The following is a 17,449-nucleotide window of genomic DNA, read 5'->3' on the forward strand; positions in this document are numbered from 1 at the left end:
GTCAGGGCCAGATGCCTGGCTCGACTCTGGCATTATACAGGGTTATTCTCTGTGCTACAGACATAACAAAAGGGAATGACGAATATGCGACTTCTTGCTGGACGCGCGTTGCGTCTCTCCGTTGCGCTTGCCGGGATGTTAACCGCGGCGGGCGCCTTCGCCCACGCTCACCTGCAGCAGCAGATCCCGACCGCCGGGGCGCAGCTTTCAGCTTCCCCACAGACGTTGACGCTCAGTTTTTCCGAAGGTATTGAACCCGCATTCAGCGGCGTGACCGTCACCGGTCCGCAGCAGCATGCGGTGGCTACCGGAAAACTGACCCGCAGCGCCGATAATCCGGCCGAGGTCACGTTACCTTTGGCGGAAGCCTTGCCGCCGGGAGAGTACACCGTGGCATGGCATGTGGTCTCGGTGGATGGTCATAAAACCAAAGGGCAATATACCTTTAGCGTGAAGTAAGCGATGCTGACCGGGCTCTATATTACCCTGCGCTTTGGGCACTTTATCTCCCTGATGCTGGCTTTTGGCTGCGTGCTGTATGGCGCCTGGTGGGCGCCGGTACCGCTGAGACGCGTGCTGATGCTGCGCTTTTATCCACTACTGCGCCCGCTGCTGCTGATCGGCGCGATCTCTACGCTGGCGCTGTATCTCCTGCAGGGAGGAATAATGGGCGAGGGCTGGACGGATGTCTGGCGACCCGCCGTGTGGCAGGCGGTGGCCGGGACCCGCTTTGGTGGAGTGTGGATCTGGCAGATCCTACTGGCGTGGATCGCACTCGCGGTAGTGTGGATCCGTCCCCGTCACGGCGCCCGCCAGCTGGTGGCCCTGCTGGCGGCACAGCTGCTGCTTTCCGCCGGGGTAGGGCACGCCGCTATGCACGATGGTCTCACCGGCGTACTGCAGCGGACAAACCACGCTGTGCATCTCTTCTGCGTCGCCAGCTGGTTCGGCGGTCTGTTGCCCTTTATCTATTGCCTGCGCCTGGCGCAGGGGCGCTGGCGGCCGGCCGCGGTCTATACCATGGCGCGCTTTTCACGTTACGGGCATCTGGCCGTCGCCGGCACGATTGCCAGCGGAGCGCTCAATGCGCTGTTGATCCAGGGAGGATTGATTGGCGCATCGCCGTGGGGACGCATGTTGTTGATCAAATGTGCGCTGGTCGCCGGGATGGTGGTAATTGCGTTAGTGAACAGGTATGTTCTGGTACCGCGCATGTCGGCAAGCGGTTCGCGGGCGGAAAGCCTGATCCTGCGAACCACGCAGGCTGAAATAGGGCTGGGCGCGCTGGCGCTGTTGGCCGTCAGTCTGTTTGCCACCTGGGAACCTTATTGAATTAACTGGCAAAATCATGAAAAAAATTGTTCTGACCATGTTGTTACTGGCAAGCTCCGGGGCTGCTCTGGCAGCGCCGCAAATTATCACCGTGAGCCGTTTTGAGGTGGGGAAGGAGAGCTGGGCGTTCAACCGGGAAGAGGTTATGTTGACCTGTCGACCGGGTAACGCGCTTTACGCCATCAACCCGAGCACGCTGGTTCAGTATCCGCTCAATGAGGTGGCTGAGCAGCAGGTCAAAGCCGGCAAAACTACCGCGCAGCCGATCTCAGTGATCCAGATCGACGATCCGCAGCATCCGGGACAAAAAATGAGCCTCGCGCCCTTTATCGAGCGAGCGCAGAAGCTCTGCTAAACTTTCTCGCTATCCTGCTGTAATAACATTAAAAAAACCGCCCTTACCGGACAACGGCAGTGGCGGTTTTTTCGCTGGCAGAGGCCCCCTTTCCAGGAATTATGCAGCCACTTTGGCCGCGGACTGGAAAAGCTGACGCGTTAAACTATTCTTATAGTGCAAGGCGACTTAGCCTGCATTAATGCCAACTTTTAGCGCACGGCTCTCTCCCAAGAGCCATTTCCCTGGACCGAATACAGGAATCGTATTCGGTCTCTTTTTATCTTTATCTGTCTTCTTTCTCAATAGCCAGCGACATCCTGTCAGTCAAACACCCGCTGGCCTCTGGATGTCCCGTTATAGCACACCGTTTTTAGCATACACAATTCATTTACACATAAATCGCATCCTGTGGAAGGGGAGGTGGCAAAGGTGGAACCGTAAACGAGGGCGGAGAAAAGAAAAAACCTGCACCTAAACAGGCCCGGCGTGCAGGTTAACTGGCGGGCCAACATCGGAAGCCTGCTAGTATACATATTTGTATGATAAATAAAATAAGCAAAATCTAAACGATTTGGCAATTCATGCGATTACACCTCGCCGGCTGACGAGGTGGCATAAATAATAAGCACGAGCACTTTTGCGGGCGGAAAATATTATTGCGGAACGCTGAATGTAGGGTATATCTGGCTTTCCAGATAGCAGAGCAATAGCCAAATTTCATCGCTGAAAATAAACCATATGCTCCCGAGCAGAATGACCGCCAGAATAATCAGCAGAAAAATTTCGGTTTTACTCATTATGCAAGCGACTATCCGGTGGCCTTCGGGGACCCTGATAGTAGCGAAATATTGACATAATAAGCAAACGCCATGTTGTAATTCGGCTTCACCGACAGCGCAATTTAGTCACCGGCATGCCGCTGCGTCAATATTGCCACCTGCTCCGTCAGCTGATCCAGCAGCTGGAATCGCCGCCGATATTCAGCCCGTTTTTTACTGGCGATACTCTCCAGCGATTTTCTTTCCAGACATAGCGGTAGCCGCCAGCGCCAGGGGCTTTCTGGCTGGCCGTCGATAGACTGCCAGAACTCGTCGTAGCTGGCGTGGAAATGGCGGCCTTTGCTCAGGCGATAGCGCAGGGCGCGGAACACGTGACCATTATCGCTGACGCCGTAAATAGCCGCGATTTGGCTGCGCGCGGCCAGCTGCCAGATAAACTCCAGCAGCAGGCGCTTCGGAAACAGGCCGTAGCAGGCGCGAGTCGCCTGCTTAATCACCTCATGAGAAACGTGACGTCGTGGCCCCTGCAGACCGCCGATAACCAGCTGCCAGGCATCGTGATCACGGGTTACGCTGAAGGTGGCGCTGGCCAGCAGGGTGTGGTCGCTGTCGCGCAGCCACAGAGTGGTTTCACCCTCACGTTCGGCTTTGCCTGCCGAGGAGGCATAAAGAGTAAACCGGCGGTCCTCTTTTCCGTTTAACGTCAGCAGCGGGACCTCAGACACCGCGGTCATAGCGTGCGCCAGCCGCGATCCGCGTAGGGTGTCGATATAGCGATAATGGTTGATTACCGCCACCGCCCGCTGCCAGGCGTTGAGATCGCGGGTCAGATATTGACGGTGTACTTTGCCCGGCAGCGTAGCCTGTGCGGCCAGCAGCTGATTAAAATCATCCCGAGCGCTGAGCGCTTCCAGCATCGCTCTGGTGGCGTTATAAAATAAGGCCGTGCGCAGCAAAAACTTAAAGCGGTAATTTTTTTGCCGCCAGATGGGGGCAGGTGTCAATCTGCCCATCACCAGATCGGCAATAAGATGCGAGCGCGGCGCTAGCACGCCAGATGAATGCAGGCTATTGTCTGTCACGATAAACACCTCGTTGTGATTTCCCCCTATTTTAAAGCGAGCCACTGACAAGCTTAATCCTCTGGCGGACTATATTTGCCGTCTGTTTAAAATTGATTGAGGTGTAAATTAAATTCCGTGGACCTTTGCTGGAATTACCTATAATTACCGCTGAGAGGTAATTATATGTATCAACGTATTAACGGCAGCGACTGGCGTAATATCTGGCTGGTGGGCGATCTGCATGGCTGCTTTGCGCTGCTGATGAATCGCCTGCGTCAGCTGCGCTTTGATCCCTGGGCCGATCTGCTGATCTCGGTGGGCGATCTGATCGATCGCGGGCCGCAGAGCGCCGATTGTCTTGGCCTGTTGCGCTGTCGCTGGTTCAGGACCGTTCGGGGGAATCATGAGCAGATGGCGCTGGAGGCGCTGGAGAGCGGAGATATGCGGCTCTGGCAGATGAACGGTGGCGACTGGTACGTCAAGGGCGATGCGCGGCAGCGGGCCGACGTCGATCGGCTGCTGGCGCACTGTCGGCGGCTACCGTTGATTATTGAAGTGGAATGCGGGAAAGCGCGGCATGTGATCGCCCACGCCGATTACCCGGCGCCGGTCTATCGCTGGCAGCAGCCGGTGGATCCCCAACGGGTACTATGGAGCCGCCATCGTTTGAGTGAACACCTGGCGGGGCGCCATAGCGCTATTGCCGGCGCAGACCATTTCTGGTTTGGCCATACGCCGCTTCAGGCGCGTTATGACCACGATAATCAACACTATATTGATACGGGCGCTGTGTTTGGTGGGATGCTGACGCTGGTGGCGCTGCAGTCGGCAGGCTAAAAGTCGCTGTATTCGCTGGCGGGTTGCCAGAAGCCATCAATAAAATCTTCTATCGGGTAGCAGCCACCGTGGCGGATCCGCTGATCCTCCATCGCCACTAAGCACTGCGTTTCCTCGCGGTAGACGTCAACCACAATGTCCTCGCAGCCGCCATCCAGATAGCAAATAAACAACACTAAGGCAAACATCCTGGCCTCATGCTCGGGTTCACATACTATTTAGTGTAGGGGATGACGGCGGGACGGGGAAATAAATAACCCGTCTCAGGCGACGGGTTCATTGGTGTCAGGCAAGGCGCATGACCCAGGCATCGGACTGGCGGTCGTAATGTTTACGGTAGAGAACGGAATGTTCGCCATTGAGAATCGCGGGCACGCTGGTGTCGGCATCCCAGGCGTCAAGCTGCATACATAAGTCTGGATCGGATTTGCAGGGTATGCTTAACGTTCGCTCACCCTGATGCTCACCGTGCAGTTCGGCATCGTCTATTTCGAACGCGCCGATGCGGACATTGGTTTTACTCATCGCTTCACCCCATTTTTCAGCTGAGTTGTGGTACGACCAGTTATGGCCGTTATTTTTCAGCGTAGTCAATGGGGCGAAAAGCGCCAGTCAAAAAGTGCGCATTTTTTGCGCGGGCTCACACCTTGCCGGCAAAAAGTTTTCCATCGCGCACCAGTTCGCGCGGATAGCTGTTCTTCAGTCGGGAGCCGACGCGCTTCGCCAGGCCCAGCGGGACGCCCTGGAAGGTCACAATGGTTTCATCCTGCCCAGGCGCGGTTTGCGGATAGACGTCGCGCCCGCGATACCATTCCTCCGCTTCCTCCTGCGACAGCTCGAAGGCGCGCTGCGGAGCGGCAAAGGCGATAACCGCCTCATGCTGCCAGCGGTACCCCTTATTGTGCAGCTCCGCCAGGCGCACGCCGATGCGAGAAAAGCGCACCTTGCCGAACAGGGGCTCCAAAGCCAGCGGAAACAGCCACAGCTCTTTATCCCGCTGCCACAGCGTATGGCCTGCGTCCCACTCCAGGCCAACAGCCCTGGCGGCGGCAGTTACCGCGGCGGCCTCCCGGTCTTTCAGCGGCGTAAACGGGAATTTACCGACCTTATAGCCTGGCGCCGGGAGCGGATCGATCGCCGCAGTTTTGCGCAACCTCGCGACAAAGAAGCCTTCGCAATCGTAAATTTGCGGAAAAACGTGCAGAAAACCTTCCGCGGTTAAGGCGTCGGCTGCGCCGGGAAACAACTCTCCCAGCGGCAGGATCTCCACCGCCTGCGGATAGCGGGACAGCAGCCACTCAATGACCGATTGATTTTCTTCACGATTCAGGGTGCAGGTGGAATACACCAGCGTCCCGCCAGGGCGCAGAGCATGGAAGGCGCTGTCGATAAGCTCGCGCTGAGTGGCGGCGATGTCGAGGTTGCTCTCCGGCGACCAGTTTTTCAGCGCGTCGGCGTCTTTACGTACAACCCCTTCGCCGGAGCAGGGGGCGTCAAGCAGGATGGCATCGAAGGTTTCGGGCAAGGCCGCGCCAAAAACCCGGCCGTCGAAGTGGGTCAGAGCGACGTTGCTGATGCCGCAGCGGCTGATGTTGGCATGCAGCACCTTCACCCGGCTGGCGGAGAATTCATTGGCGAGAATGCCGCCCGCGTTGCCCATTCGGGCTGCAATTTGGGTGGTTTTCGATCCCGGGGCGGCGGCAACGTCCATCACCCGTTCGGGCTGCCGGTTATCGGCGAACAGGGCGGCGACCGGCAGCATCGAACTGGCTTCCTGAATATAGAACAGCCCGCTGAGATGTTCGGCGGTACTGCCCAGCGGCAGCGCGTCGTCATCCTCTCGCTCGATCCAGAATCCCTCTGCGCACCAGGGCACCGGCGCGAGCTGCCAGCCGTAGGGGGCAACCAGAGAGAGGAAATCATCGACGCTAATCTTCAGCGTATTGACGCGAATACTGCGGCGTAGCGGGCGCTGACAGGCGGCGATAAAGTCGTCGAAAGAGAGATGCGCTGGCATCGCCGCGCGCATTTGAGCGAGAAACGCTTCAGGGAAATAGACAGTATTTTCAGCCACGGGCAGCGCACCACAGAAAAAAAGGGTGCGCAGTTTAGCACAAACGCCCCGGCGCGTGACACCGGGGCGTGCGGTTTATCCTTTCCCCGCGCCCGGCGTTGCCCGGGGCGGGAGAAGGGGGCATTACTGCGGCAGAGCGGTGCCCCACTCCCGCCACTCTTTCGGCTCGCTCTCCTGCAGCAGGAAGTGCTTGCCATCCTGGGCCTTCGGCGCCAGCGGCGTGCCCGGCGGCGTGGCAAAGGCGATCCCGCCGCGGATAAACTGATTGAAGGTACCGGTTTTCACCACCCCGCCAATCAGGCCGAAGTCGAGGCTATAACCCGAGGCCAGCCAGAACACCGAGTTATTACGTACCAGGTACTGGTAGCGCTTACTGATGCGCAGCTTAACCATCACCCGGTCAGACATCGACCCCAGCGACAGTCCGGTAACCGTCCCGACTTCCAGTCCGCGGAACAGGACCGGCGTACCGATGCCAAGCGACCCCGCCTCCGGCGCTTCCACCACGATGTTCAGGCCGTCGATATAACGCGAATCGCTGATCGTCGTATCCTGGATCTCAAAATCGCGTCGCGCCGGGCCGCGGCCGGGCTCAACGTTGATGTAGGCCTGGAACAGGGTGTCGAGATGTTCCACGCCCGCGGCGGAGATTTGCGGAGTGATCACCGAGAAGCGGGTCCCGGCGCGGGCGAAGGTGCCGACGTATTCCGGATAGAGCACCGCTTTCGCCTGCACTTCGTTTTTGGCGGTGATTAGCTCCAGCGACTGGATTTGACCGATGTCGATGCCGAGATAACGAATCGGCATCCCGGCCGCCATCTTCCCGGCGTCGTACGCGTGCAGGGTGATTTGGCCGCCCACGGCGCGCGCCGCCGTTTCAGATGCATAAAGGATACGTTTGTTATTCAGCCGTGCTCCGGCGCTGCTGCCATTGAGGTTATCGAAACTGATCGCCCCTTTGATCGCGCGCGCCAGCGGCGAGGCCTGCACGGTGAGTCCGTTACCGTCAAGCTTGACCTTCGCACCGCCTTCCGCCCAGAAGACGCTGTTGTTGGTCAGCAGGTAGCGGTACTCCGGCTTGATATGCAGATCGATATCGAATGCATCCTTGCGCGGTTTGACGGCGATGATCTCGCCGACGGCGAATTTACGATACAGCACCACCGAGCCGGCCTGAACGTCAGGCAGCGTCTCAGCAGACAGGCTCAGGGTAGTGGTCGGCACTTCGCTCAGGCTATTTTCCTGCGCCTTTTCAAGGTTAGCGTACAGCGGATAGCTGCTTTGCATTTTGCCTTTTTCGCCGGGGATCACCCTGATCCCGCCGTTCACCCATTCGCTGGCGCTGGCGCCCAGCACCTGCACGCCGTCGAGCCCCACTTTGACGTCCAGACGACTGTTAACCACAAATTTGCTGTCGCCGTGAATTAGATCGCGGTATTCAGGGTCAATGGCAACCTGAAAGGTTACCCCTTTGGCCGTCAGTTTACGCTCCAGCACCTGGCCGACTTTTACTCCGTGCAGCACCAGCGGCTGACCGCCGTCGATGCCGTAGCTCTCCGGCGCCGAGAGGGTAACGGTGGCGACGTTGGGCTCATCCAGCAGCGCTTTATCCGCCGGCATTACCGAGAAGTGATTGCGTGGCTCGCCTTCGCCGGGCACCAGCTCAAAGGTATTGCCGGTGAGCAGGGTGCTAATGCTGGGGTTATCGAGGGAGAGCTTCGGCTTCTTCATCTGAATCAGCGTTTTCTCTCGCAGCAGCGTCACCACGCTCGGGTCGACGGTCATCTCGCCAGTAACTTTGCCGCCGGGGTTTAGATTCAGTTTGCTTAACTGGCCCACCTCCAGCCCCTGATACATGAGCGGCGTCGAGCCCGCTTTCAGTCCATCGCCATCAGGCAGATCGAGGGTCACTACCACGCCGCGCTGGCTATGCGCCAGATCTTCATACAGGTGATATTCATCGTTTTGCGAGGCGACATGCGAATCGGCGGGGGAGTCAAAGGCGATGGCGCCGTTCACCAGCGCGGACAGGTTCTCCAGTTGCACTTTGGCCCCGCTCAGGCCGACGTCGGCCTTGACGCCTGAGACGTTCCAGAAGCGGCTGCCTTTTTTCACCAGATTGGTAAACCGGCGCTCAATTAGCACATCGATGGTCACCCCCTGATTATTGGCATTCAGGGAATAGTCATACACCCGCCCGACCGGGATTTTTCGGAAGTAGACCAGCGAGCCGCTGTTCAGAGAGCCAAGATCCGGCGCCTGCAGGTGGATCATTAGCTCGCCGTTGTTGATGCGGTATTTAGGTTGGGTGTCAAGGGCGACAAAGTGATCTTCGGGTTCACCCTTGCCCGGCATCATGCCGATGTAGTTCCCGCCCACCAGCGCATCGAGGCCCGATACGCCGGCCAGAGAGGCTTTCGGCGTGACCAGCCAGAACTGGGTCTCTTTGCGCAGCGCATCTTTCATATCGCGTTTGATGCTGGCCGAAACCTCAATCTTACTCAGATCTTTACTGAGGCTAATATCCTGGACGGTGCCGACTTCAACCCCCTGATAGCGGATCGGCGTCCGTCCCGGCACGATGCCGTTCGCGGACTGGAAATCAATCGTAATCGTCGATCCGCGATCGTCAAAGCTGGTCCAGATTAGCCAGGCGGCAATCAGCAACGCGATGACCGGCAGCAGCCAGAATGGCGAAATACGGCGTTTGGTTTTTATTCTGGCTTCAGTCTGCGAAGCGGGCGTTTCCTGACTCATGTGCGTCCCAAAGTAAGCGGCTGTCCAGCCATTCAACTGCAAGAATAGTTAAAATTACCGCGCCGCCAAAGTAAACCGCAGCCGGCCCCATGGTGAAGGCGAGGAGCTGATCGCGATTTATTAGCGACATGGTGAGTGAGATAACAAACAGATCCAGCATCGACCAACGGCCAATCCAGGTGATTAGCCGCAGCAGCAGGATGCGGGTGCGCAATCCCTGCTCGCACTTGAATTGTATGCTGAGCAGCAGGGTAAATAACACTATAACTTTGGTGAATGGCACCAAAATACTGGCGATAAACACGACCCCGGCAATGGCGATATTGCTGCTGGCCAGGGAGATGATCCCCGAGAGGATCGTGTCGTCCTGGCGCGCGCCGTTGACGTAGATGATGGAGATTGGCAACAGGTTGGCCGGAAAGAGGAAAACCAGCGAGGCAATCAGCGCCGCCCAGCTGCGCTGCAGGCTCTGCGGTCGGCGATGATGCAGCGGCGTGTGGCAGCGTCGGCAGCGGCCGCGCGCGTCGCGATAGCCGGTGTAATGGCAGCCGGTGCACACCTGCAGATTATTATCGGCGCGGGTCGCCGGACGCTCGGGATAGAAACGCTCCCATAGCTCTTCGACGTTCATATGAATAAGCGTCAGGATGCTCAACAACGTCAGGGAGATAAACGCCACCAGACCGATGCCCGGCTGCAGGAAGGCGTAATCCTGCACCTTGATGGAGGCGACGCCGATGCCCACCAGATAGATATCCAGCATCACCCACTCTTTAAGCTTGCCGAGCATCAGCAGCACCGGCCGCAGGTTCATCCCCAGCACATTGCCCAGCCAGAGATAGCTGATGGAGACCACCAGCAGCACCGGGGCGACCACCGCGCAAAACAGCACCATGGCGGCGGTAATCGGATCGCCCTGCGCGGTCATCTGCCAGATCCCCTGCAGGACGTTGGCGTCGATGCGTACGCCCAACAGATGCAGGCGCAGCAGAGGTTCAGACCAGGCGAAAGGCATGAGCAATAGCATCGCGAGGGCCATGCTGCCCAGGCGGGTCAGCGACCAGTCGCGACCATCGCGCACCTTCGCGTTACAGCGCGGACACCAGGCGCTTTGGTTGCGTTTGAGCACCGGTAAGCGGAAGAGCATGTCACACTGCGTACAGCGCTGATAATGCGCATAGGGAAGCGGCGTGCTGACGGTATGCACGACCATCTTTTTCGCAGGTTTGAGGGTGGGTGTTTTTATCGGCATTTATTACGTACAGGAATGAATGTATCTCACTATCTTAACCTATGAATGAATTCATCTTGAGCCCAAGCGCATTTAATGCTTATTTTAGTAGGCTGTACGTATCAGGCAGTAAGACAACAAAGTGAAGATATAATGAGCAAAACAGAATTTTACGCGGATCTGAACCGCGATTTCCAGGCATTAATGGCAGGTGAAACCAGTTTTCTGGCGATGATCGCCAATACCAGCGCGCTGCTGTTCGAGCGGCTGAGCGAGGTCAACTGGGCCGGTTTCTACCTTCTGGAAGGCGATACCCTGGTGTTGGGACCGTTCCAGGGCAAACTGGCCTGCGTGCGGATCCCGGTCGGGCGAGGCGTATGCGGCGCGGCGGTGGCGCAGGCTCAGGTCCAGCGCGTCGAGGACGTCCACGCCTTTGACGGCCACATTGCCTGCGATGCCGCCAGTAATTCGGAAATTGTCTTCCCTCTGCGCGTGAATGGCCAGATTATCGGCGTGCTGGATATCGATAGTCCGGCTTACGGGCGCTTCACCGCTGAAGATGAGCAGGGGTTGCGCACGCTGGTCGAGCATCTGGAAAAACTCATTGCGGCCACGGATTATCAAAAAATCTTTACCCGTGTCGTGGGATAATCAACGGATAACGTAGCATTTAGCGAGGACGTCATTATAATGTCGCCTGTTCATGCCTGCGGCTTGTTGGCTACGTCCGTTGTAATCAGGAAATTTCATGGAAAATCAACCTAAGTTGAATAGCAGTAAAGAAGTTATCGCCTTTCTGGCCGAACGTTTCCCGCAGTGCTTTAGCGCTGAAGGTGAAGCGCGCCCCCTGAAAATCGGAATTTTTCAGGATCTCGTTGAGCGAGTGGGTGGTGAGATGAATCTCAGCAAGACCCAGCTTCGCGCTGCATTACGTCTCTACACGTCCAGCTGGCGTTATCTGTACGGCGTAAAAGCCGGCGCTATTCGCGTTGACCTGGATGGCAATCCGTGCGGCGAACTGGAAGAGCAGCACATTGCCCATGCGCGTCAGCAGCTGGAAGAAGCGAAAGCTCGCGTTCAGGCGCAGCGCGCAGCCCAGCAGGCGAAAAAACGCGAAGCCGCTGCGGCCGCAGGCCAGCAGGATGAAGGCGTTCGCCGCGAGCGTAAACCGCGTCCTCAGCAGCCGCGTCGTAAAGAAGGCGCTGAACAGCGTAAACCGCGTCCTGTTGCGGCCAAAGCCCCGCGTGAAGAGCGTCTTACTCCGGTATCGGATGTTTCCGTTCTGACCGTCGGCCAGGCGCTGAAGGTAAAAGCAGGCAATAACGCCATGGACGCCACCGTTCTGGAAATCACCAAAGATGGCGTTCGTGTACAGCTGACTTCTGGTATGTCAATGATTGTACGCGCAGAACACCTGGTGTTCTGAAACGGAGGCCGGGCCAGGCATGAACACATTTTTTAAAATCACCGCGCTTGCGGGCCTGCTGGCAATAGCAGGCCATGCATTCGCTGTTGATGACATAACCCGCGCAGATCAAATCCCCGTGCTGAAAGAAGAGCCGCAGCACGCGACGGTAAGCGAGCGCGTGACGTCGCGCTTTACCCGCTCTCATTACCGTCAGTTTGATCTCGACAACGCCTTCTCGGCAAAGATTTTTGACCGTTATCTGAACCTGCTGGACTACAGCCACAATGTGCTGCTGGCCAGCGATGTGGCGAAGTTTGCGGCTAAAAAAGACCAAATTGGCGATGAGCTGCGCAGCGGGAAACTGGATGTCTTTTACGACCTCTACAACCTGGGGCAGCAGCGCCGCTTCGAGCGCTATCAGTATGCGCTGAAGGTGCTTGAACGTCCGATGGACTTTACCGGCAATGATAATTTCAATCTTGACCGCTCCAAAGCGCCGTGGCCAAAAGACGAGGCCGAGCTGAACAAGCTGTGGGACGCTAAGGTTAAGTTTGACCAGTTAAGCCTGAAGCTGGCGGGTAAAGACGATAAAGAGATCCGCGACACCTTAACCCGTCGCTATAAGTTTGCTATCCGTCGCCTGGCGCAAACCAACAGCGAAGATGTCTTCTCGCTGGCGATGACCGCCTTCGCTCGCGAAATCGATCCGCACACAAATTATCTGTCGCCGCGTAATACCGAGCAGTTCAACACCGAAATGAGCCTCTCACTCGAGGGGATCGGCGCCGTGCTGCAGATGGATGATGACTATACCGTCATTAATTCGCTGGTGGCGGGCGGTCCAGCCGCGAAAAGCAAAGCGATCAGCGTCGGCGATCGCATCGTTGGCGTTGGCCAGACCGGGAAGTCGATGGTTGATGTCATCGGCTGGCGTCTGGATGACGTCGTGGCGCTGATTAAAGGGCCGAAGGGCAGCAAGGTTCGTCTTGAAATCCTGCCGGCCGGTAAAGGAGCCAAGACGCGTATTGTAACGCTGACCCGCGAGCGCATTCGTCTGGAAGACCGTGCGGTGAAGATGTCGGTGAAAACCGTCGGGAAAGAAAAAGTCGGCGTGCTGGATATTCCAGGCTTTTACGTTGGCCTGACCGATGACGTGAAAGTGCAGCTGCAGAAGCTGGAAAAACAGAACGTCAGCAGCATCATCATTGACCTGCGCAGCAACGGCGGCGGAGCGCTGACAGAGGCGGTATCGCTCTCGGGTCTGTTTATTCCGTCCGGTCCGGTGGTGCAGGTGCGGGATAATAATGGCAAAGTGCGCGAAGACAGCGACAACGATGGCGTGGTTTATTACAAAGGGCCGCTGGTGGTGCTGGTTGACCGCTTTAGCGCCTCGGCGTCTGAGATCTTCGCCGCAGCGATGCAGGACTATGGCCGCGCGCTGATCGTTGGCGAACCGACCTTCGGTAAAGGGACGGTACAGCAGTATCGCTCGTTGAATCGTATTTACGATCAAATGCTGCGTCCGGAGTGGCCGGCGTTGGGTTCCGTCCAGTACACCATCCAGAAGTTCTATCGTATTAACGGCGGCAGTACGCAGCGCAAAGGCGTGACGCCGGATATCATGATGCCAACCGGCAATGAAGATCGCGAAACCGGCGAGCAGTATGAAGACAACGCGCTGCCGTGGGATAGCATCAACGCGGCCACCTATGTGAAGTCCGGGGATCTGACCCCGTTTGGACCGGAGCTGCTCAAGCGCCACGACGAGCGTATTGCGCAGGATCCTGAATTCCAGTACATCATGAAGGATATTGCCCGTTATAACGCGATGAAGGACAAACGTAACATCGTCTCTCTGAACTACGCCCAGCGTGAGAAAGAGAACGAAGAAGATGATGCGATTCGTCTGGCGCGGATTAACGATCGCCTGAAACGCGAAGGCAAGCCGCCGCTGAAAAAACTGGACGATCTGCCGAAGGATTACCAGGAGCCGGATCCGTATCTTGATGAAACGGTCCATATCGCGGTAGACCTGGCGCATCTGGAGAAAGCGCGCCCGGCAGTGGAACCGCCGGCCAGCAAATAAGTTGCTAACGGGCACCCTGAGAGGTGCCCGTTTTTTTTGTGCGCGTTGTCATCGCCATTCAGCTTATCTAACAAAATGTCAACCTGCGCTGCCGCTGTCAGCAAGATGCTACAAAATGTAAAGTTGTGTTTTTATCGTGACTTAGCGGGGGCTGATGGTTGAAAATTGCAGCCTGACCCATACGATGTGGGTAATCGCATAGTGCGTTTTGTTAAATTGAGGTAAAAAGAAAATTATGATGCGAATCGCGCTTTTCCTGCTGACGAACCTGGCAGTGATGGTCGTGTTCGGGCTGGTGTTAAGCCTCACGGGGATCCAATCCAGCAGCATGACCGGTCTTCTGATTATGGCCCTGCTGTTCGGCTTCGGTGGTTCTATCGTTTCGCTGATGATGTCGAAGTGGATGGCGCTGAAGTCAGTGGGTGGGGAAGTGATCGAGCAGCCGCGCAACGAAACGGAACGCTGGCTGATGAATACCGTTGCGCAGCAGGCGCAGCAGGTAGGTATTGCCATGCCGCAGGTAGCTATCTATCACGCGCCTGACATTAACGCCTTCGCCACCGGCGCGCGTCGTGACGCCTCGCTGGTCGCCGTCAGCACCGGGCTGTTGCAAAACATGAGCCGTGATGAAGCGGAAGCGGTCATTGCCCATGAAATCAGCCACATCGCCAATGGCGATATGGTTACCATGACCCTGATCCAGGGGGTGGTGAACACCTTCGTTATCTTTATCTCCCGCGTTATCGCGCAGATTGCGGCCGGTTTCCTCGGCGGCAACCGGGAAGATGAAGGGGAGAGCAGCAATGGCAACCCGCTGATCTACTTCGCGGTCGCCACGGTGCTTGAGCTGGTGTTCGGTATTCTGGCCAGCATAATCACCATGTGGTTCTCGCGTTACCGTGAGTTCCATGCTGACGCCGGCTCGGCGCGTCTGGTAGGCCGCGAGAAGATGATTGCAGCCCTGCAGCGTCTGAAAACCAGCTATGAGCCGCAGGAAGCCAGCAGCATGATGGCGTTCTGCATTAACGGTAAAGCGAAATCCATGAGCGAACTGTTTATGACTCACCCGCCGCTGGATAAGCGTATTGAAGCCCTGCGTAGCGGTGAATATCTGAAATAATCCATCTTCTGACGCTGAAAACGACAATCCGCAGCCCGCAAGCTGCGGATTTTTTTTACCGTCCGTCAGGCTGCGCGCGGCTGAGTGACCCGCAGACCGCTAATTAGCGCGGCGACGATAGCCAGGGTGCCGGCCAGCAGCAGGGCGGTGTGGGTGCCGTTGTTACCGAGCAAATTGAATAGCAGCGCCACCAGCGCCGCGCCGGTGCTCTGTCCGAGCAGGCGAGCGGTGCCCAGCATGCCGCTGGCGCCGCCGCTACGATGGCTCGGAGCCGAGGCGACGATGGTATGGTTGTTCGGCGACTGAAACAGCCCGAAGCCGGCGCCGCACAGCGCCATGCGCCAGATGATATCCAGATCGGAGGGCGACGAGGGCAGCAGCGCCAGGCCGAACAGGCCGCAGGCCATAATCAGCAAACCGATAGCCCCCAGCAGCCCGGCATGACATTTCTCGATCAAATAGCCGGCCAGCGGCGCCATCACCATGGTCGCTAACGGCCAAGGCGTTAGCAGCAGACCGGTCTCCACTTCGCTGCGCCCCATCATCGACTGCAGAAAAAAGGGCAGGGAGACCATCGCCAGCATCTGCGCGCAGAAGGAGCAGATGGAAGTGCAGATAGAGAGAGAGAAGAGTGGGATACGCAGCAGGTCGACCGGCAGCAGGGGGACGGGCATCGTGAGCTGGCGGCGAACGAAGAAGAACCCCACCACCAGCATAGCGGCGACCTCCGCCAGCACCAGCTGAGTGGACTGCCCCTGGGCGAAACCGCTCAGGGCGGTGATTAGCAGCCCGAAGGTAAGGGCGTTCATAATGGCGCTCGGCAGATCAAAGCGGATGATTTTGCTGCGCGCGCTGTTGGGCGGTAGAAAGCGCATGGCCAGAACAAAGGCGACGATGCCGAGAGGCACGTTAATTAAAAACAGCCATTGCCATGAGGCGAGGGAGAGGATCGCTGCGGCGATAGTCGGGCCGGCCGCCGAAGAGACGGCAACGACAAAGGAGTTAATGCCCATGCCGCGACCAAGAAAGCGCTGCGGATAAATCAGACGGATCAGCGCGGTGTTGACGCTCATCAGCGCGGCGCCGCCCAATCCCTGCGCGACGCGGGCGAAGGTTAGCATTTCGAGGCTACGCGACAGCGCGCAGGCCAGCGAGGTAAAGATAAACACCACCAGGCCTATCTTATAGATACGCCGATAGCCGACCATGTCGCCGAGGAAGGAGAGCGGCAGCAGGGCGATGACAATGGCGATTTGGTAGGCGTTAACGATCCAGATTGAAGCCGCCGGTGAGGCGTTGAGATCGCTGGCGATAGTCGGCAGCGCGACGTTGGCGATAGCCCCGTCGAGCACGGCCATGGTCAGCCCAAGCACGATGGTCAGAATGGCGCCATAGCGTTGCGGCAACGGCACGCCATCAGAAGAATTTTTATCCATGGTGAATATGAGTCTTAAATGAAACGGTTTTTTGAATGATGAGTTTAGCATTGATTAATTCGCAGTATGTCGCAGATTTGTAACGAAGTGGCAGAAGAATGATTGCGGCTCAGAGGCGGCGAATTTATAATAAAAACCGGTTCTAATTTTTATAAAACAGTTACGACGAGGTGATAAATGGCAGGTGCAGATTTGGATAAACAGCCAGATTCTGTCTCTTCGGTATTGAAGGTTTTCGGCATCCTACAGGCGCTGGGTGAAGAGCGTGAAATTGGCATTACCGAACTGTCCCAGCGCGTCATGATGTCGAAAAGCACCGTTTATCGCTTTTTACAGACCATGAAATCACTGGGCTATGTGGCACAGGAAGGAGAGTCTGAGAAATACTCTCTCACCCTCAAGCTGTTCGAACTGGGCGCGCGCGCGCTGCAGAACGTCGACCTGGTGCGCAGCGCCGATATTCAGATGCGCGAACTTTCGCGACTGACGAAAGAGACCATCCATCTTGGGGCGCTGGATGAAGACAGTATCGTCTACATCCATAAAATTGACTCGATGTATAACCTGCGGATGTACTCGCGTATTGGCCGCCGCAACCCGCTGTACAGTACCGCGATTGGCAAGGTGCTGCTGGCATGGCGCGATCGTAGCGAAGTGGAGCAGATCCTCGACGGCGTGGAGTATAAGCGCAGCACCGAGCGGACCATTACCAGCACCGAGGAGTTGCTAAAAGTGCTGGATGGCGTTCGCGAGCAGGGCTATGGCGAGGATAATGAGGAACAGGAAGAGGGGCTGCGCTGCATTGGCGTGCCGGTGTTTGACCGTTTCGGCGTGGTCATCGCCGGGCTGAGCATCTCTTTCCCAACGCTACGTTTCTCTGAAGAACGCTTGCATGAATACGTGGCGATGCTCCACCAGGCGGCGCGTAAGATTTCTGAACAAATGGGATACAACGACTATCCGTTCTGAGGCGGCGGATACCGGGTTG

Annotated in this window: 16 protein-coding genes and 1 pseudogene; 9 read left to right on the forward strand and 8 right to left on the reverse strand. The window is 57.2% G+C overall.

Translation table 11 applies throughout. The annotated features are described in order from the left end of the window. The first annotated feature begins 84 nt into the window (after positions 1–84). Genes yobA through ACR809_RS09515 form a run of 3 tightly spaced genes read left to right on the forward strand, consistent with a single transcriptional unit; the run spans position 85 to position 1,687 of the window. Positions 85–459 carry a CopC domain-containing protein YobA gene (gene yobA, locus ACR809_RS09505; RefSeq protein ID WP_004151448.1) on the forward strand — a complete coding sequence of 125 codons (375 nt, stop codon included), beginning with the start codon at positions 85–87 and terminating at the stop codon, positions 457–459. Between the two features lie 3 nt (positions 460–462). After that, on the forward strand, positions 463–1,332 hold the full coding sequence (gene copD / locus ACR809_RS09510) for a copper homeostasis membrane protein CopD (RefSeq protein WP_023282759.1): 870 nt from the start codon (positions 463–465) through the stop codon (positions 1,330–1,332). A 16-nt stretch (positions 1,333–1,348) separates the two neighbouring features. After that, positions 1,349–1,687 carry a YebY family protein gene (locus tag ACR809_RS09515; protein WP_002911404.1) on the forward strand — a complete coding sequence of 113 codons (339 nt, stop codon included), beginning with the start codon at positions 1,349–1,351 and terminating at the stop codon, positions 1,685–1,687. 635 nt (positions 1,688–2,322) lie between these two features. Here ACR809_RS09515 and ACR809_RS09520 read toward each other — a convergent pair. Next, entirely contained in the window at positions 2,323–2,466 is a 144-nt protein-coding gene (locus tag ACR809_RS09520) for an Ecr family regulatory small membrane protein (RefSeq protein ID WP_002911398.1), read from the reverse strand. A 104-nt stretch (positions 2,467–2,570) separates the two neighbouring features. After that, entirely contained in the window at positions 2,571–3,539 is a 969-nt protein-coding gene (locus tag ACR809_RS09525; RefSeq protein WP_004151446.1) for a VirK/YbjX family protein, read from the reverse strand. Between the two features lie 156 nt (positions 3,540–3,695). Here ACR809_RS09525 and pphA point away from each other — a divergent pair, with 156 nt between their 5' ends. After that, entirely contained in the window at positions 3,696–4,349 is a 654-nt protein-coding gene (pphA, locus tag ACR809_RS09530) for a protein-serine/threonine phosphatase (RefSeq protein ID WP_122051203.1), read from the forward strand. Here the strand turns inward: pphA and ACR809_RS09535 are convergent. The 5 genes from ACR809_RS09535 to yebS all read right to left on the reverse strand — a co-directional run bounded on the left by ACR809_RS09535 (position 4,346) and on the right by yebS (position 10,432). Next, a complete protein-coding gene (locus ACR809_RS09535) occupies positions 4,346–4,537 on the reverse strand; it encodes a YebW family protein (RefSeq protein WP_002911395.1) in 192 nt (63 codons plus the stop codon). The two genes, pphA and ACR809_RS09535, sit on opposite strands and share 4 nt — an antisense overlap. A gap of 97 nt (positions 4,538–4,634) precedes the next feature. Continuing rightward, positions 4,635–4,874, reverse strand: coding sequence for a YebV family protein (locus ACR809_RS09540; RefSeq protein ID WP_002911393.1), 240 nt, complete (start codon positions 4,872–4,874; stop codon positions 4,635–4,637). A gap of 115 nt (positions 4,875–4,989) precedes the next feature. Beyond that, the gene (rsmF, locus tag ACR809_RS09545) at positions 4,990–6,423 is read right to left on the reverse strand and encodes a 16S rRNA (cytosine(1407)-C(5))-methyltransferase RsmF (RefSeq protein WP_004148845.1); all 1,434 of its coding nucleotides are present in this window, start codon (positions 6,421–6,423) and stop codon (positions 4,990–4,992) included. 123 nt (positions 6,424–6,546) lie between these two features. Continuing rightward, the gene (locus ACR809_RS09550; RefSeq protein ID WP_002911388.1) at positions 6,547–9,180 is read right to left on the reverse strand and encodes a PqiB family protein; all 2,634 of its coding nucleotides are present in this window, start codon (positions 9,178–9,180) and stop codon (positions 6,547–6,549) included. Continuing rightward, the gene (gene yebS, locus ACR809_RS09555) at positions 9,149–10,432 is read right to left on the reverse strand and encodes a membrane integrity lipid transport subunit YebS (protein ID WP_002911387.1); all 1,284 of its coding nucleotides are present in this window, start codon (positions 10,430–10,432) and stop codon (positions 9,149–9,151) included. Before yebS ends, ACR809_RS09550 begins: the two co-directional genes overlap by 32 nt. Before the next feature lie 132 nt (positions 10,433–10,564). Here yebS and ACR809_RS09560 point away from each other — a divergent pair. The 4 genes and pseudogenes from ACR809_RS09560 (at position 10,565) to htpX (ending at position 15,025) form a co-directional block, all read left to right on the forward strand. After that, positions 10,565–11,078 (forward strand): annotated as a pseudogene (locus ACR809_RS09560) (GAF domain-containing protein). Positions 11,079–11,159: 81 nt separating this feature from the next. After that, complete coding sequence (gene proQ / locus ACR809_RS09565) at positions 11,160–11,837, forward strand: RNA chaperone ProQ (protein WP_002911385.1); 678 nt, start codon at positions 11,160–11,162, stop codon at positions 11,835–11,837. Between the two features lie 19 nt (positions 11,838–11,856). Further along, entirely contained in the window at positions 11,857–13,905 is a 2,049-nt protein-coding gene (gene prc / locus ACR809_RS09570) for a carboxy terminal-processing peptidase (RefSeq protein WP_004145536.1), read from the forward strand. Between the two features lie 235 nt (positions 13,906–14,140). Next, positions 14,141–15,025, forward strand: coding sequence for a protease HtpX (gene htpX, locus ACR809_RS09575; RefSeq protein ID WP_002911381.1), 885 nt, complete (start codon positions 14,141–14,143; stop codon positions 15,023–15,025). Between the two features lie 65 nt (positions 15,026–15,090). Here htpX and ACR809_RS09580 read toward each other — a convergent pair whose 3' ends face one another. After that, positions 15,091–16,461 carry an MFS transporter gene (locus ACR809_RS09580; RefSeq protein WP_002911379.1) on the reverse strand — a complete coding sequence of 457 codons (1,371 nt, stop codon included), beginning with the start codon at positions 16,459–16,461 and terminating at the stop codon, positions 15,091–15,093. A 177-nt stretch (positions 16,462–16,638) separates the two neighbouring features. Between ACR809_RS09580 and kdgR the strand changes: the two genes are divergently transcribed. Beyond that, the gene (gene kdgR / locus ACR809_RS09585; RefSeq protein WP_002911378.1) at positions 16,639–17,430 is read left to right on the forward strand and encodes a DNA-binding transcriptional regulator KdgR; all 792 of its coding nucleotides are present in this window, start codon (positions 16,639–16,641) and stop codon (positions 17,428–17,430) included. The last annotated feature ends 19 nt before the right edge of the window (positions 17,431–17,449 follow it).

This window comes from Klebsiella sp. CD33 (assembly GCF_051992865.1).
GTDB lineage: Bacteria > Pseudomonadota > Gammaproteobacteria > Enterobacterales > Enterobacteriaceae > Klebsiella > Klebsiella pneumoniae.

Coding starts and splice junctions, on each gene's coding strand:
- pphA (WP_122051203.1), top strand. CDS start 3,696: ATGTATCAACGTATTAACGGCAGCGACTGGCGTAATATCTGGCTGGTG.
- kdgR (WP_002911378.1), top strand. CDS start 16,639: ATGGCAGGTGCAGATTTGGATAAACAGCCAGATTCTGTCTCTTCGGTA.
- yobA (WP_004151448.1), top strand. CDS start 85: ATGCGACTTCTTGCTGGACGCGCGTTGCGTCTCTCCGTTGCGCTTGCC.
- ACR809_RS09515 (WP_002911404.1), top strand. CDS start 1,349: ATGAAAAAAATTGTTCTGACCATGTTGTTACTGGCAAGCTCCGGGGCT.
- proQ (WP_002911385.1), top strand. CDS start 11,160: ATGGAAAATCAACCTAAGTTGAATAGCAGTAAAGAAGTTATCGCCTTT.
- prc (WP_004145536.1), top strand. CDS start 11,857: ATGAACACATTTTTTAAAATCACCGCGCTTGCGGGCCTGCTGGCAATA.
- ACR809_RS09540 (WP_002911393.1), bottom strand. CDS start 4,874: ATGAGTAAAACCAATGTCCGCATCGGCGCGTTCGAAATAGACGATGCC.
- ACR809_RS09520 (WP_002911398.1), bottom strand. CDS start 2,466: ATGAGTAAAACCGAAATTTTTCTGCTGATTATTCTGGCGGTCATTCTG.
- htpX (WP_002911381.1), top strand. CDS start 14,141: ATGATGCGAATCGCGCTTTTCCTGCTGACGAACCTGGCAGTGATGGTC.
- copD (WP_023282759.1), top strand. CDS start 463: ATGCTGACCGGGCTCTATATTACCCTGCGCTTTGGGCACTTTATCTCC.
- yebS (WP_002911387.1), bottom strand. CDS start 10,432: ATGCCGATAAAAACACCCACCCTCAAACCTGCGAAAAAGATGGTCGTG.
- ACR809_RS09550 (WP_002911388.1), bottom strand. CDS start 9,180: ATGAGTCAGGAAACGCCCGCTTCGCAGACTGAAGCCAGAATAAAAACC.
- ACR809_RS09580 (WP_002911379.1), bottom strand. CDS start 16,461: ATGGATAAAAATTCTTCTGATGGCGTGCCGTTGCCGCAACGCTATGGC.
- ACR809_RS09535 (WP_002911395.1), bottom strand. CDS start 4,537: ATGTTTGCCTTAGTGTTGTTTATTTGCTATCTGGATGGCGGCTGCGAG.